Source organism: Actinomadura formosensis NBRC 14204 (genome assembly GCF_001552155.1).
In the GTDB taxonomy this organism is placed as follows: domain Bacteria; phylum Actinomycetota; class Actinomycetes; order Streptosporangiales; family Streptosporangiaceae; genus Spirillospora; species Spirillospora formosensis.
On record NZ_BCQQ01000002.1, the window covers coordinates 51,997 to 66,337 of the forward strand.

Sequence of the window (14,341 nt, forward strand, 5' to 3'; positions counted from 1 at the left end):
GTCCCCGATCGAGCAGCGCGCGGCCCCGCGACCGTGACCGTCAGCCGGCGGCGTCGAGGACTTCGCGCAGCTTGCGCGCGAAGGCTTCGGGCTGCCCGGCATAGCCGTGCTCGCCCCCCAGGAAGCCGCCGTGGTGGCTCGGGAAGATCGTCGGCCGCCGGCCGAGCAGCGCGGCCGTCGCCACCGAGGTGCGTCCGGTGAAGACGTCCAGGGACTCTTCGCCCACCGCGATCACGACCCGCGTCCGTGCCGCGGTGAGCGCGGCGACGTCGGGCCGGTAGCCGCTGACCGCCCAGGACCGGTCGGACAGAAGCGGGTCGTCCCGGGTGCCGTCGTCGTCGGCCGGCATCCCGAACATGGCGGGATCCGGTGCGGGCCGGGCGAAGTAGCCGCCGGTGAATTCGCCGCGCCGCGCCACGAGGTCATCATGTTGACTTCCTCCCCCGCCTAAAGGCGGGGGATTCCAGCGGTCACCCGCTGGGTTTCCTGCTTCGTTGCCGACCGCCCCGTCCGGGAGGACTCCCGTTGAGGTCTGACACCGGCTCCACAGGCCGACACCGCCAGCCCGGCGGCCAGAACATTCTTCGCGGCGTTGACGTCCCGGTCATGCCGGGCCCCGCACCCGCCGCAGGTCCATACCCTCACGTTGAGGGGCAACTGCTCGGTGACGGTCCAGCAGTTCGAGCAGGTCTTGGTGGAGGGGAACCACCGGTCGATCACGACCAGCTCGCGGCCGTACCAGGCGGCCTTGTACTCCAGCATCGTCCGCAGGTCCCGCCACGCCGCATCCGAGATCGCGCGGGCCAGCGAGTGGTTTTTGACCATGCCCGCGACGTTCAGGTCCTCGATCACGACCACTTGGTTCTCGTGGACGAGCCGAGTCGACAGCTTGTGCAGAAAATCGCGGCGCCGGTCGGTGATGCGGGCGTGGATCCGCGCCACCCTGCGGCGGGCCCTGCCCCGGTTGGCCGACCCTTCGGCCTTGCGCGCCAGGTCCCGCTGCGCCCTGGCCAGGCGCTCGCGGTCACGGCGCTCGTGCCGGGGGTTGGTGATCTTCTCCCCGGTGGACAGGGTCACCAGGCAGGTGATCCCGACGTCCAGGCCGACCGCCGCCTCCGTGGCGGGAGCCGGAGTGACGATGTCCTGGACCAGGATCGAGACGAACCAGCGGCCCGCGCTGTCGCAGGACACCGTCACCGTCGTGGGCTCGGCACCTTCTGGAAGAGGACGCGACCAGCGGATGTCCAGGGGCCCGGTCGTCTTGGCCAGCGTGAGCCGCCCGTCGCGCCAGGTGAAGGCGCTGCGGGTGTACTCGGCCGATGCGCGAGACCTCTTCTTGGACTTAAAGCGCGGGTATTTCGCGCGCTCGGCGAAGAAGTTCGCAAACGCCGTCTGCAGGTGACGAAGCGCCTGCTGAAGCGGGACAGAGGACACCTCGGCCAAAAAGGCCAGCTCCTCGGTCTTCTTCCACTCGGTGAGCGCGGCCGACGACTGCACGTAGGAGATCCGGCGCCGCTGGCCGTACCAGGCCCGCGTTCGTTCCTCCAGCGCCTTGTTGTAGACCAGGCGCACGCAGCCGAACGTGCGCGACAGCTCCGCCGCCTGCTCGTCCGTGGGGTAAAAGCGGTACTTGAACGCCCGCTTGACCTGCCGCGCCATGCCTCACATCCTATCCGTTCCCCTGTGAGCAGCAGGCGCCGGCCGGTGGCCGGCAGACACCGGATCGCCCTGGCGGCGATCCCGCTTTCCCCGCCCTGCTCCGCAGAAGTCCGTTTCCTCCCCGGCCTGAAGACCGGGGCATCCACGGAGGCATCCAGATGAAGGCCGCCATGCCCGCGCCCGAGCCTTTAGTCAGGTGCTGCGGCCGAGGCCGCGCGGGTCATAGGTGACCACGGTGCGGTCGGGGAAGTGCGACGCCAACGTGCCGAAGCCGCCGGCGTCCATGGGCTGGCCGATCATGACCAGCGGCGGGCGTCCATCGGCGGTCGGCAGCGGACCGTGGACGTCGTAGGCGAGGTCGGCCCCGGGAGTCTCGAGTAGGTGCGTAGTCATGACCATGTCGACCTCCTGCGCGCCGAAAACTCATCGGGACGGACGGGTGAGCCCTCCCGAACGGTGGGCGATCCGGGACCCGGCCCGCCGCTACCTGGGAGATCACCGTGAATTCGTGCGGTCCGACTCCTTGACACCCCTCGGGTGTCAATGGATTAATGGGCCGAGCTTTAGACCATTTAGGAAGGGTGAGCCCATGACGGGTGTGCTCTCCGGCCAGGACACGGCGCGGATCGACGACGCCATCGCCGAGCAGGCGGAGGAGGCGTTCGTCTTCCTTGAGCGACTGGTCGCCGCGCCGAGCACCCTGGGGCGGGAGGCGGCGGCGCAGACCGTGATCGCGGAAGAACTCACCGGCCTCGGCTTCGAGGTGCGGCGGGTGGAGATCCCGGAGGCGATCGCGGACGACCCGCTGGCGGGCATCCCCCAACTGCCCTACCGGGACCGATACGACGTCTACGGCACGCTCGGGGGCGGCACCGACACCCCCGGGCTCCTGCTGAACGGGCACATCGACGTGGTGCCCGCCGAGGACGGGGAACTGTGGTCCTCCCCGCCGTTCGTCCCCACCCGGCGCGACGGGTGGCTCTACGGACGCGGCGCGGCCGACATGAAGTGCGGTTTCGCCATGGCGGTCCTGGCCCTGCGCGGACTGCGGGCGGCCGGTGTCGACCTCGCGCGCCCGCTGGGGTTCCTGAGCGTGGTCGAGGAGGAATGCACCGGCCACGGCACCCTCGCCGCCGGCCGGGCCGGCATCCTCGGCGACAACGTCCTGCTGATGGAGCCCACCAACCTGGACATCCTGCTGGGCGGCAGCGGCGTGCTGTGGGTCGACATCGAGGTGACTTCGGGCGGCGGCCACGCCGAGCGAGCCGACCGCTCCAGCAATCCCGTGCTCCTCCTCAACCGGGTCCTGGAGCGGTTGCGCGGTTTCGAGCGCACGCTCAACGAGCACCGCGACCCGGTGTTCGCCGGGATCGACCACCCCTACAACGTGAACATCGGCCGGATGTCCTCGGGCGACTGGACCTCCAGCGTGCCCGCCCGGGCGCGGGCCTCGGTCCGGATCGGCTTTCCCCGGTCCTGGTCACCGGCCCGCGCCGAGCGCGAGGTCCGGGAGGCGATCGCCCGGGAGGCGGCGGCCGACCCCGTGCTCGCGGCGCGTCCCCCGGCGGTGCGCGCCTCCGGTTTCCGCGCGGAGGGCTACGCCCTGGACCCGGACCACCCGCTGGTCGAGGCGGTGGCGGCGGCGCACCGGGACGCCCACGGCGCCACCCCGGGGACCTACGTGGTGGGCTCCACCACCGATGCGCGGTTCTACCTCAACCAGTTCGCCCGCCCCGCGCTGTGCTACGGCCCGAGGGTGCGCAACATGCACGGAGTCGACGAGGCCGTGGAACTCGCGAGCATCGTGACCGGAGCACGCACCCTCGCCCGGGTGATCCCCGCACTGCTGGCCGAATCCGGTTCTCCTGCCGCCGAGTACGAGGAGATTCTGTGACCGACCACCCTCCCGCCGGTGAGGACACCGCCCCCGCCATGCCCACCGGCACCCCCGACCTGTTCGCCGAGATATTCGCCGAAGACGAATCGCCGGATCTGCACCCGCTGTTCCAGCCGCTGCAGATGCCGTCCGCCGGGGAGCTGATCGCCGACCGGCTGGTCACCGCGATCGCGCTGGGCGGTTTCGTGCCGGGGCAGCGGCTGCCGAGCGAACGGGATCTGGCCGCCATGCTGGAGGTCAGCCGCTCCTCGGTGCGGGAGGCGATCCAGCGGCTCGGCGCCGAGGGCTATGTGACGGTCCGGCGGGGACGTACCGGGGGCGTCTTCGTCACCACGTCCTGGGGCCCGAACTCCGCCGAGAAGATCCGCAGGACGCTGCTGCCGACCTGGAAGGCGATGGAGCAGGTACTGGACTGCCGGGCCTGCACCGAGGAGATGATCGCCGGCATGGCGGCCCGCCGCCGCACCGACGACGACGTCACCGCCATCCAGGACGCGCTGGAGGCGTACCGTGCCGCCGACGACGACCGGGAGGCGTCCCGGGCCGCCGACGAGGCGTTCCACCTGGCCGTGGTACGCGCCACCCACAACGTGTACCTGGTCAAGCTGAGCCAGCGGCTACGGCATGTGGTCAACCTCGGTTTCCGGAGCGAACCGTACAGCCGGGAACTGCGCCGGACGGCGCTGCACCAGCACGCCTCGCTGGCCGAGGCGATCATCGGCGGGCGGGACGGGGAGGCCGGGGCCATCGCCGCCGGACACTTCACCCTGACCACCGAATCCACCCTGCGCGACCTGGTCGCGCGGATCCGTGAGGACGGGCAGGCCCCGGAAGGAGAGACCACCCCGCCCGCCCCCGACCACGACTGACACCCAGTCGATCCCCACAGAGAGAGGAAGCCTCGTGCCCATCGCGGCGGTCAACGACATCCAGATCAATTACCGGCTCGAAGGCGATGGCCCGGAGACGATCGTCCTCGTCAACGGCCTGGCCGACGACCTGAACACCTGGGACTACCAGGTGCCCGCCTTCCTTGAGGCCGGTTACCGCGTCCTGCGCTTCGACAACCGCGGTGTGGGGGAGACCAGCAAGCCGGAAGGCCCCTACACCAGCCGGATGCTCGCCGACGACGCCAAGGCGCTGGTGGACCATCTCGGCATCACCGACTTCCACCTCATGGGCACCTCCATGGGAGGCATGATCTCCCAGGAGTACGCCATCAACTACGGGAGCGACCTGCGTTCCCTGGTGCTGTCCTGCACCTACGCCGCCCCGGGCCCGTTCTGCTCCCGGCTGTTCACGGTCTGGGCCGAGCTGGCGCCCACCCAGGGCGTCCCCTTCATCATGCGCGAGGTGACGCTCTGGGCCTTCACCCAGGACTTCTTCGAGACCCGCGGCGCCGATCTCGCGGCCTTCGAGGACGAGATGGCCGCCATGCCCTGGCCGGTGGAGGCATACCTGTCCCAGCTCAACGTCATCCGCGAGCACGACACCACCGACCGGCTGTCCCAGATCACCGTCCCCACCCTGGTCCAGGCCGGCGAGGAGGACATCCTCATCCCGGTCAGGCTCTCCCGCAGGCTGCACCAGGCCATCCCGGACGCGGAGTGGGCCACCACCCGAGGCGGACACGCCTGCCTCTGGGAGCACCCCGACCACTTCAACACGACTCTTCTCGAATTCTGGGCCAGACACCGCCGCGCCACCTCACCGGCCGGCTGAAAGCAAGGAGCACCACGTTGCCGCAGCACAGCACCCCCGGTGACAACGGGAGCAATGGGACCGCGCTCGGAAAACTCGGCCTTCTGGGCGTGATGATGCCCGGCCTCGCCCAGGTCGGGCCCTTCTTCAACATCCTCTTCAGCACGGTCCTCGTGGCCGGCCTGGTCGGCGTCTCGACCCCCCTGGTCTACCTCATCGCCATGTTCGGGATCGGCGCCACCGCCAACAGCTTCGCACAGTTCTCCCACAAGTACCCGAGTTCCGGATCATTCGTGACCTTCATCACCAGGGCCCTGGGCGCCCCGGTCGGTGTGGTGACGGGCGTGGTGGCGATGCTCGGATACATCATCGCCTTCGGCGGCATCTACGCCTTCGTCGGCGACTACATACGCCAGAACCTGCTCGGTGACGTCCACTTCACCGGGGCCACCGCACTGATCACCATCGTGTACGGCGTCCTGGTGCTCCTTCCGGCCATCCTCGGTCTCTCGTTCGGCATGCGCACCACCATCGCCCTCTACGTGGTGGAGATCGTGGTGCTGGCCATCTTCGTGATCGGCGTCCTGGTCCAGGGCGGCAAGGACGGCCTCAGCCTCCTCCCCCTCACCCTGCACGGAGTCGCCGATCCCAAGAGCCTCGCCCTGGCGCTGTCCCTCACCGTGCTCGCCTACGGCGGCTTCGAGGCCGCGGCACCGTTCGCCGAGGAGACCGCCAACCCTCGCCGCAACGTGCCGATCGCCCTGCTCGCCAACGTCGCGATCAGCGGGCTCATCTACGTCCTCGGCTCCTACGCCCTGGTGCTCGCGTTCGGCGTGGACCACATGGACACGATGACCAAGGACCCCAACCCGTTCGTGACCGCGGGCCACGCCTTCGTCCCCTTCGTGGCGGTCGCCGTCAGCTGGGTGTTCATGTCCAGCATCACCAGCTCCTACATCGCCGCCAACCTGGAGACCTCCCGGGTCATCGCGGCCGGCGCACGCGGGGGCCTGTGGTGGGGCGGCCTGTCCCGGCTGCACCCGAAGTTCGGCACGCCCTGGGTGGCGGTCGTCGGCTTCGTGGTGCCGAGCGTGGCGATCGGCGCGCTGTCCACGCTGTTCACCGACCCGGGCACGGCGGCCGGCTTCCTCGGCACCTACGGCACCATCGGCTTCCTGCTGATGTACGTGGTGACCAACGTCGCGCTGGCCGTCGAGTGGTTCAAGGACCGCCGTGCCGGGGAACACGGACACGTCTTCTCCCGGCTGATCTCGCCGATCGTCGGAGCCCTGGTGCTGATCATCCCCTTCTGGGGCGACTTCCAGCCGGGTCAGGCCGCGCCCTACAGCTACCTGCCCGTACTGACGGTCCTGCTGATCCTCGCCGGGTTCGTCTACATGTGGGTGCTGCGCAGCCGCAAGCCCCACGTCATGGCTCGGGCGGCCGCCCTCCTCAGCGGAGAGGAGCCCGACGAGAAACCGGCCGCGGTCATCGACTGACCCGGCCGGCCCGCCGGCACGGCACCGGAGGATCGTTGCGATCCTCCGGTGCCGTGATTGATCAACGCCCTGCCTTGGAGCCGTGTTCGGCCGGGAGGCCGGACGGGGCCGCCGGGCCGGACCCGGGGCGGGCGGACCGCAGGGTGACGGCGGCCAGTACCGCACCGGCCAGGGCGATGAGGCCGGCGCCGAGGAAGGCGGCGGAGAAGCCGTCGGTGAGCGCGGGCAGATTCCCCGGCTCGTCGGCGCCCTGTGCTGCGGCGATGGCGGTCATCGCGGCCAGGCCCAGCGCCGAACCGACCTGGTAGCTGGTGTTGACGATGCCGGAGGCCAGGCCGCCCTCCTCGGGACGGGCGGAGGAGATGGCCGTCCCCAGGGAGGGGATGAAGGCCAGTGACATGCCCAGCGCCGCCACCAGCGAGGCGGGCAGGACGTCGACCTGGAAGTTCCCGTCGGGCCGGACGAACGACAGCCAGCCCATGCCCGCCGCCAGCACCACCAGTCCGGCCACGGTCATCGCCTTGGGGCCGAACCGGCCGATGGCGCGCGGGGCCAGGGCGACCATCCCGATCATGATCAGCACGGTCATCGGCAGCAGCGCCGCACCCGAGGGGAAGGCGCTGTAGCCCAGCACCTGCTGCAAGTACAGGTTCAGGAAGAACCACATCGGGATCCACGCGCCGCCCAGCAGCAACTGGGCGAGGTTGGCCGCGCCCAGGTTGGGCGTACGGAAGATCGACAGCGGCATCAGCGGTTCACGGCGGGCCGCCTGGAACCCCAGGAACACCGCCAGCAGCATCAGACCGGCGGCCATCACTCCCCACGTCCGGGCCGAGGCCCAGCCGACCTCCGGGGCGCGGACGATCGCGTAGACCACGCCGCCCAGGCCGAGGGTGACGGTCAGCGCGCCCAGCACGTCCACGGAGCCGCGTGCCCCGGCGCCGCCGGCGGGCATCAGCACCGGCGCGGCGACCAGCGCCAGGACGGCGATCGGGATGTTGAGGTAGAAGATCCACGGCCAGGACACGTACTCGGTGATGACGCCGCCCAGGAAGACGCCCGCGGTGCCTCCGGCGGGGGCCGCCGCCCCGTAGAGGGCCAGGGCCCTGGTGAGTTCGCGCGGGTTGGCGCCGAACAGCATCATCAGCAGGGTCAGGGCCGAGGGCGCGATGAGCGCCGCGCCCACCCCTTGCACAGCGCGGCCGGTCAGCTCGACCGCCACGTTTCCGGCGGCTCCGGCCACGGCCGAGCCCACCAGCAGGATGAGCCAGCCGGTGCCGAACAGCCGGCGGGCGCCGAACAGGTCGGACAGGCGGCCGCCGAGCAGCAGCAGACCGCCGAAGGCGACGACATAGGCGTTGAAGACCCAGGACAGGTCCCCCTGGGAGAACCCGAGGTCTTCCTGGATCCGGGGAAGCGCCACCCCGATGATCGAGGTGTCCATGATCACCATGAACTGCGCCAGGGCTATCAGCGCCAGCGCCCACCAGTGGCGGGCGGCGGGTGCCGCGGACGAAACAGACATGATCACTCCTACCCCTGGGGGGGTATCGACTGCCGAGGAATGTACCCCTAGGGGGTATCAATTGCCAAGCCCTCGGCATCGACGCGATGCGCCAGGGGCGGGTGTCGCGGTGGAGTCTGCTTTGGCGTGGGCCATCCGGAGTAGCCGCGACCGGGGGAGGAGGGCGGCTGCTACCTGCACATGCTGCGACGCGAGGTGCGGCTATACCCCGTATGGGTAAGCGCCCTCACTGTGAGGACCGGTGCGCGCCGCAGCCGGCGGCTGGCAGGCGGGGCACCGCGATGCTCGGATCGGCGGGCTCCCGCACGGCGGCGCCTGTGCGGTTGTGACGGTGGTGCCGCCACTGGTGGCCTGCGATGGTGCGGCGTGGCGTCTCTGACGCCGGACGGCCGGCGGGCCGGCGTACCGGCCAAGGCGATGTCGGTACGCCGGCCCGCTCACCCGTCCACGACCTTGGTGCCGCTGTTGAGCCGCCGGTCAGGCGCGGCCCCTGAGCATGCCGTGCCAGTAGAGGGCGGGCAGTCCGTAACGTTTGAGGTACCACATGTCGCGACGCTCCTTCTTCAGGTTGATGAAGGGGATGGAAGGAGCGAGAGCGAGGTCGTAGTCGAATTCGGCGAGGAGCATCTTGTCGCGTGCCGTGACGAGCGGGCAGGAGGTGTAGCCGTCGTAGCCACCGGTGGGGGAGTGGCCCGTCATGCCGGCGATGAGGTTCCTGACGACGACGGGGGCCTGTTTGCGGACGGCCGCGCCTGTCTTGGACGTCGGCAGGTTGGCGACGTCGCCGAGGGCGTGGATGTTCGGGTAACGCGGGTGGACGAGGGTGTGGCGGTCGACCTCGACGTAGCCGTGGGGGCTGGCCGGGTCGGCGAGGGAGCTCGTTTTCACCCAGTCCGGGGCGCTTTGCGGCGGGGTGGCGTGGAGAAGGTCATAGGAGATCGTTTCCTTGCCGCCCGTGATGTGGTCGGCGAGTGTCAGTTCGCGGCGCTCGGGGTCGAGGGACAGGAGTTCCGTCTGGAGGCGGGTCTCGATGCCGTATCGGGCGGCGACCTTCTCCAGCTCGCGGGCGTAGGTCTCGACCTTGAACATCGTCGGCTCGGCAAGAGCGAGGACGATGCGGATGTCGTTCAGCCTGCCCTCCCGCCGCCAGTAGTCGGCGGCCAGATAGGCGATCTTCTGCGGGGCGCCGCCGCACTTGATCGGGCCGGCGGGGTGGGTGAACACGGCCGTGCCGGACCTGAGGTTCCGGATGAACTCCCAGGTCTTCGGGGCGTACTCCGGGGAGTAGTTGCTGGATACGCCGTCGCGGCCGACCGATTCGGCGAGGCCGGGGACGGCGGCCCAGTCGAGCTGGAGACCGGGGGCCAGCACCAGGTGCTCGTAGCGGAGTTCGGTGCCGCTCGCGGTGGTGATCGTCCGGGCGTCGGGGTCGACGGCGGTCGCGGCGTCGCGGATCCACTCCACGCCGGGCGGGATGACGGACCGCTCGGACCTGCGGGAGAGCTCGACGGTTGCCTGGCCGCCGCCGGCCAGGGTCCACAGCGGCTGGTACCAGTGGGTGTCGGAGGGGTCCAGGATCGTGATGCCGCTGACGCCCTTGCGGCGCAGCCTGGCGGCGACGGTGATCCCGGCGGTGCCCCCGCCGATGATCAGAACATGGTGGTGGTTCGAGGTGGTGGACATGGATTACTTCCCCCGAAGTAGGGGCGCGCCCTGCCTGGGATAGGTCCCATGCAGGGCGCGCCGGGCTGGATCAGGCTTCGGCCGGGGCGTAGGCCGCGGCCCAGGCGTTGTAGCCGCCGAGCAGGTCGGCGACCTCGGTGCGGCCGGCTCGGCGCAGCAGGCTCGCGGCGACCGAAGAGCGGGCGCCGCCGGCGCAGTGGACGACGACCCGCCGGTCGGCCGGGACCTCGTCCAGCCGCCCGGGCAGCTGGGCCAGCGGGATGTTGACCGCCCCCTCGATCTTGCCGTTCGCCAGCTCGCCGGCGTTGCGGACGTCGATCAGCAGCGGCGGCTCGGCGCCGTCGAGCTCCTCGCGCAGGTCGGTGAAGGTGATCCGCTCGGCCTGGGAGATCTGCTCGGGTGCCTGGGTGAAGGCGTCCTCGGGGTCGGCCAGGTAGCCGGCGGCCGTGTCCAGGCCGATCCGGGCGAGGCGGACGATGGACTCCTCCTCGCGCCCCTCGGGGGCGACCACGATGATCTCCTGCCCGGGCTCGATGACCATGCCGGCCTGCTCGGCGAACCGGCCGTCGGCGGGGATGTTGATCGAACCGGTGAGGTGGCCGGCGGCGAACTCCTGCGGGTCGCGGGCGTCGACGACGACCGCACCGGTGTCGCGGCGCGCGAGGACGTCGGTGAGGGACAGCTTCGTCAGGTGCGTCTCGATCTGCAGCAGCTCCCGCTCCCTGCGGTTGAGGAGCGCGTCGTAGACGAAGTACTTCGGGGCCGGGGGCTGGCCCTCGGTGACGATGTCGACGAATTCCTGCTCGCTCATGGGGAGGCAGGCGTAGTTGCTCAGCCGCTGCGCGCCGATGGTGGACTGCAGTTCGGTCGAGAGGTTCTTGCCGCAGGCCGAGCCGGCTCCGTGCGCGGGGAAGACCCGGGTCTGGTCCGGCAGGGCCATCAGCTTGTGTTGGACGGTGTCGTAGAGCATCTTGCCGAGTTCGTCGGCGGTGACGCCGATGGAGGCCAGCAGGTCCGGGCGGCCGACGTCGCCGATGAACAGGGCGTCCCCCGTCAGGACGCCGTAGGGCACGGTGTCGTCGGAGTGCTCGAAGAGGAGGACGCTGATCGACTCGGGGGTGTGGCCCGGGGTCTCCAGGATCTCCAGGGTGACGTCGCCGAGGCTGATGCGCTCGCGATCGTGCAGCTCCCGAATCGGGAACTCGGCCTCGGCCCGCGCGCCGTAGCCGATCCACGCCCCGGTGCGGGCGGCCAGTTCCAGGTGGCCGGAGAGGAAGTCGGCGTGGAAGTGGGTGTTGATGACGCCTTCGATCCGCAGGCCGTTGGCCGCGGCGTCGTCGAGGTATTCGGAGATGTCCCGGCGCGGGTCGACGATGACGGCGCGTCCGGTCTGCTTGTCGCCGATCAGATAGGAAGCCTGGGACAGGCACTCCAGGTAGTGCTGAGCGAAGTACATGCGGCTCTCCATTGCTCAGGTGTCCTTTCGTGGGGTAGGGGGTCGGGAAGCGGCGGTCCCCACGCGGTGGACCGCCTGACGGTGAAGGTGGTCGCCCTGCTGCGGGCGACCGGCATCGGCGACCCGCCCAGCAGGGCCGAGGTCGGCATGACCGGGAATCCGCCGCCCACGCCGGCCGGGCCGCCCGCCGCGCCCTCCAGGGACGGGTCTGCCGAGTCGGGCGCGCAGGCTCACGAGAATCAGGCTCGTGGAGGTGTCCAGCATCGACGGTCCTTTGCCTCGGTACAGGGGCCACGGTCCTCAGGCCGCGGATCTGTGGTCCTCATGGGTCGATGGTATACCCCTGGGGGTATGTCTGGCACGGTAGGCGACGAGGGAGGATTTGGCAAATACTCCCCGGAGCCCTGGATCGTCGGCGCCCCCGGCCGAGGAGGCCGGGTCAGGGCCGATGCCGGGCAGTCGGGGTCCGCCTGCGGTCGTGCGGGCCGGCCGGTGGTCCCGGCGGCGCGGGCCACGGTCTCCGCGGCGACCACACCGGCTTCCGTGGCGGGACCCCTACCGCTCGATCACTTCCGAATCGTGCGATGCCTTCCAGGCTCGGGATGCGACCCATTCGCCGACGTCTCGGCGGAATAGCAGGAGGACCCCGGCGCACAACGCCAGCAGAGGCACGGCCAGAAGGGGGTTCGGCAGGCCGTAATCAAAAGACAGAGACGCTATCAGGAGAAATGCAAAACAAAGAATTCCTCCCAACCCCTTCAGGAGTTGGACGGCGACCCACGCGCCCCGCCATGTGCCGTAGAGCATCATGGTGAACGGGAGCGTGACGAGCAACAATCCTGTCATCTGCTCATCACCGTCCATGGGAATAAAGGACGCCTGAAGTGATCCCACAAACAGTGCGGTCAACGCCACGCTCACGTTGACCGCCCAGGGGCGGGCGCGCGGTGCGGCGGGCAGCCCTGGCACGGCGAGGCCGGCTCGCTGGTAGACCGGCCAAATGGCGAGGGGGAACGCGGTCTTGACCCAGGCGGAGTACTTGACCAATTTGTGCACGTGCACCTCGGGATCGTCCTGGCCGAGAACGGTCAGATGCGGTGTCCAGTCGGCATCGAACCAGATGGCCGCTTGGATGTGACTGTGCGGTGGCTCTGTGAAACTGACCGGATCATCGGGATGGGGAGGCAGGCCCTTGGGGAAAAGGTCCCGTGTCGCGGCCCTGAACGACTCGTACTGCTCGGTGTCGCGAACGCTGATGAGCACGAGTTCCTCGGGACGATTCCTGGAGACCACCTGCTCCACCTCCCAACGGAGGCTTCGCCCAGGTCCGCAGGCCAGCAGGATGAGGCCGGCCCGATCCAGACCGGCCAGCACCTGGGCTTTCCAGTCCTCATCCGAGGCGTAGTGCCTGTTGGCGCCCACCTGCGGCAGGGTGTCGCTGGGCTTGCCGAGCGCCACCATCGTGCCGAACGGGGCCACGGCGAGAGCCAGTTGCTCTTCCTCGGTGTCCATCGTCGCCGCCCATGGACCTTTCGACGGACCTTCCTGAACGGCCGCGAACCCATCGTCGTCGGCGAACGCGCGCAAGAACAATACGATCTTTTCGCTGTCGGGGAGTGCGTCAAGAGGCTCCATGGCCTGCGTCCGGTTCCGCCGCCCCTGGCGGCCCAACCAGCGTCCGCCGCCCAGCAGAACGGTCATCATCACCAGTTCGATGGCCGTTGCCGGCCAGCCTTGCCTCAACGCGGAGTTGGGGTTCCGTATGGCCGTATAGGCGACGCTGCCGCTGATCAAGCCGGCCGCCATGGCCGCCCAGCCGATGATCTGCAGCACGTATCCCCATAAAGATCGCTGGCGAATCCGAGCAGCCGATCGCGGCGGGCGCGCGTTCGGCGGTCGTTGCCGATCTCCGGTCATGTCGCCTTCCCCTTCTTGTCCAGTCGTGACCAACGGTCACCATAAGCATGACAAAATGTGTCGGCGTGGAGAAGGTGAGAGCATCAGCGGGGCAACAGGTCTGGGAGTCGCAGAGCATGTGGTCGCAGGCGGCCGACGCGGCCAAGCGGACGATCGCCAGGGCCCGGATGGCCGGTTTGCTCCTGGGGATCGCCGCCGCGGGGTTATCCACGGCCGGTGTTCAGGCCATGACATGGAATGCGGCCCTCGGCAGGTCCCTGGTGTTCTTGGGCGCCGCCTCGGCCGGCCTCGCGCCTTTGGCCGCGGCCCGTTCAGGCCCGACGTCACTGCAGAACTGGACCAGACTGCGGTCGGTCAGCGAGGCGCTGAAGAGCGAGCTCTACATGTACCTGGCTTGTGTCGGCGTCTACCGCACAGCGGACGCGGCACGGGCGCTGCTGGACCGCGCCGACCGTATCGTCATGGACGCGGCTGATCTGACGTATCTCACGACTGCCTTCATACCCGTGGCGCGTCCGATTCCGGCGGTCTCCGATGTGGACTCCTACGCAACGGTCCGCCTGGCCGGGCAGATTCACGACTATTACCGGCCGCGTGCGGACCTCATGCGCCGGCGGACGATCCTCATGCGCCGCATCGAGTTCACCCTTGCCGCCGCGGCGGCGACGCTGGGTGCGGCGGGGGCGGCCTTCGGTGCGGAACGGGCCTCCGCCTGGGTTCCGACGCTCACCACGATGGTCGCCGCCGTCACCGCCCATGCGGCGGCCTCTCGCTACGCCTATCAGGAAATCGAGTTTTCCCGCACCGCCGCGGAGTTGGACAGCCTGCTGGCACGGTATAAAACCGAATGTGAATCCGAGGCGGAGGCCGATGATGCCTTCGTCGGCAATTGCGAGGACGTGATTTCGGCGCAGAATGAAGGGTGGATGGCGAAATGGTCGGCAGCATAGGCTCTGCGCTGCCACCGCCGCGCGGCCGGGTTCACGGGCGTCCTGGCGCTCGCC

At 69.7% G+C, this 14,341-nt stretch carries 12 protein-coding genes; 5 read left to right on the forward strand and 7 right to left on the reverse strand.

What is annotated here, in order from left to right; genetic code table 11:
• Positions 1 to 40: 40 nt before the first annotated feature.
• From AF1_RS00800 to AF1_RS00810, 3 genes are all read right to left on the reverse strand, one after another.
• On the reverse strand, positions 41 to 418 hold the full coding sequence (locus AF1_RS00800) for a hypothetical protein (RefSeq protein WP_207394019.1): 378 nt from the start codon (positions 416 to 418) through the stop codon (positions 41 to 43).
• Between the two features lie 29 nt (positions 419 to 447).
• Positions 448 to 1,659, reverse strand: a complete 1,212-nt coding sequence (locus tag AF1_RS00805) for an RNA-guided endonuclease InsQ/TnpB family protein (RefSeq protein WP_067792305.1) — start codon at positions 1,657 to 1,659, stop codon at positions 448 to 450.
• A gap of 192 nt (positions 1,660 to 1,851) precedes the next feature.
• Entirely contained in the window at positions 1,852 to 2,058 is a 207-nt protein-coding gene (locus AF1_RS00810; RefSeq protein ID WP_067792308.1) for an alpha/beta fold hydrolase, read from the reverse strand.
• Between the two features lie 190 nt (positions 2,059 to 2,248).
• Between AF1_RS00810 and AF1_RS00815 the strand changes: the two genes are divergently transcribed.
• The 4 genes from AF1_RS00815 to AF1_RS00830 are packed head-to-tail and all read left to right on the forward strand — an operon-like array spanning position 2,249 to position 6,756.
• A complete protein-coding gene (locus tag AF1_RS00815) occupies positions 2,249 to 3,553 on the forward strand; it encodes an ArgE/DapE family deacylase (protein WP_067792311.1) in 1,305 nt (434 codons plus the stop codon).
• Complete coding sequence (locus AF1_RS00820) at positions 3,550 to 4,425, forward strand: FadR/GntR family transcriptional regulator (protein ID WP_067792314.1); 876 nt, start codon at positions 3,550 to 3,552, stop codon at positions 4,423 to 4,425. The genes AF1_RS00815 and AF1_RS00820 overlap by 4 nt, the downstream gene beginning before the upstream one ends.
• A gap of 34 nt (positions 4,426 to 4,459) precedes the next feature.
• The gene (locus AF1_RS00825; RefSeq protein WP_067792317.1) at positions 4,460 to 5,278 is read left to right on the forward strand and encodes an alpha/beta fold hydrolase; all 819 of its coding nucleotides are present in this window, start codon (positions 4,460 to 4,462) and stop codon (positions 5,276 to 5,278) included.
• Between the two features lie 17 nt (positions 5,279 to 5,295).
• Complete coding sequence (locus AF1_RS00830) at positions 5,296 to 6,756, forward strand: APC family permease (protein ID WP_067792320.1); 1,461 nt, start codon at positions 5,296 to 5,298, stop codon at positions 6,754 to 6,756.
• A 61-nt stretch (positions 6,757 to 6,817) separates the two neighbouring features.
• Here the strand turns inward: AF1_RS00830 and AF1_RS00835 are convergent, their stop codons facing one another.
• The 4 genes from AF1_RS00835 to AF1_RS00850 form a co-directional block, all read right to left on the reverse strand.
• Positions 6,818 to 8,281: an MFS transporter gene (locus tag AF1_RS00835; protein WP_067792324.1), complete on the reverse strand. Its 1,464-nt coding sequence runs from the start codon at positions 8,279 to 8,281 to the stop codon at positions 6,818 to 6,820.
• A 477-nt stretch (positions 8,282 to 8,758) separates the two neighbouring features.
• Positions 8,759 to 9,964 carry an NAD(P)/FAD-dependent oxidoreductase gene (locus AF1_RS00840; protein WP_067792327.1) on the reverse strand — a complete coding sequence of 402 codons (1,206 nt, stop codon included), beginning with the start codon at positions 9,962 to 9,964 and terminating at the stop codon, positions 8,759 to 8,761.
• 70 nt (positions 9,965 to 10,034) lie between these two features.
• Entirely contained in the window at positions 10,035 to 11,420 is a 1,386-nt protein-coding gene (locus tag AF1_RS00845) for an MBL fold metallo-hydrolase (RefSeq protein WP_067792444.1), read from the reverse strand.
• Between the two features lie 555 nt (positions 11,421 to 11,975).
• Positions 11,976 to 13,253 carry a hypothetical protein gene (locus AF1_RS00850; protein WP_067792330.1) on the reverse strand — a complete coding sequence of 426 codons (1,278 nt, stop codon included), beginning with the start codon at positions 13,251 to 13,253 and terminating at the stop codon, positions 11,976 to 11,978.
• A gap of 149 nt (positions 13,254 to 13,402) precedes the next feature.
• Between AF1_RS00850 and AF1_RS00855 the strand changes: the two genes are divergently transcribed.
• Positions 13,403 to 14,287 carry a DUF4231 domain-containing protein gene (locus AF1_RS00855; RefSeq protein WP_067792333.1) on the forward strand — a complete coding sequence of 295 codons (885 nt, stop codon included), beginning with the start codon at positions 13,403 to 13,405 and terminating at the stop codon, positions 14,285 to 14,287.
• Positions 14,288 to 14,341: the final 54 nt, after the last annotated feature.

Bases quoted from the DNA above. Each gene is read 5' to 3' on its own strand.
- AF1_RS00840 (WP_067792327.1), bottom strand. From the start codon at position 9,964: ATGTCCACCACCTCGAACCACCACCATGTTCTGATCATCGGCGGGGGC.
- AF1_RS00835 (WP_067792324.1), bottom strand. From the start codon at position 8,281: ATGTCTGTTTCGTCCGCGGCACCCGCCGCCCGCCACTGGTGGGCGCTG.
- AF1_RS00815 (WP_067792311.1), top strand. From the start codon at position 2,249: ATGACGGGTGTGCTCTCCGGCCAGGACACGGCGCGGATCGACGACGCC.
- AF1_RS00845 (WP_067792444.1), bottom strand. From the start codon at position 11,420: ATGTACTTCGCTCAGCACTACCTGGAGTGCCTGTCCCAGGCTTCCTAT.
- AF1_RS00810 (WP_067792308.1), bottom strand. From the start codon at position 2,058: ATGGTCATGACTACGCACCTACTCGAGACTCCCGGGGCCGACCTCGCC.
- AF1_RS00805 (WP_067792305.1), bottom strand. From the start codon at position 1,659: ATGGCGCGGCAGGTCAAGCGGGCGTTCAAGTACCGCTTTTACCCCACG.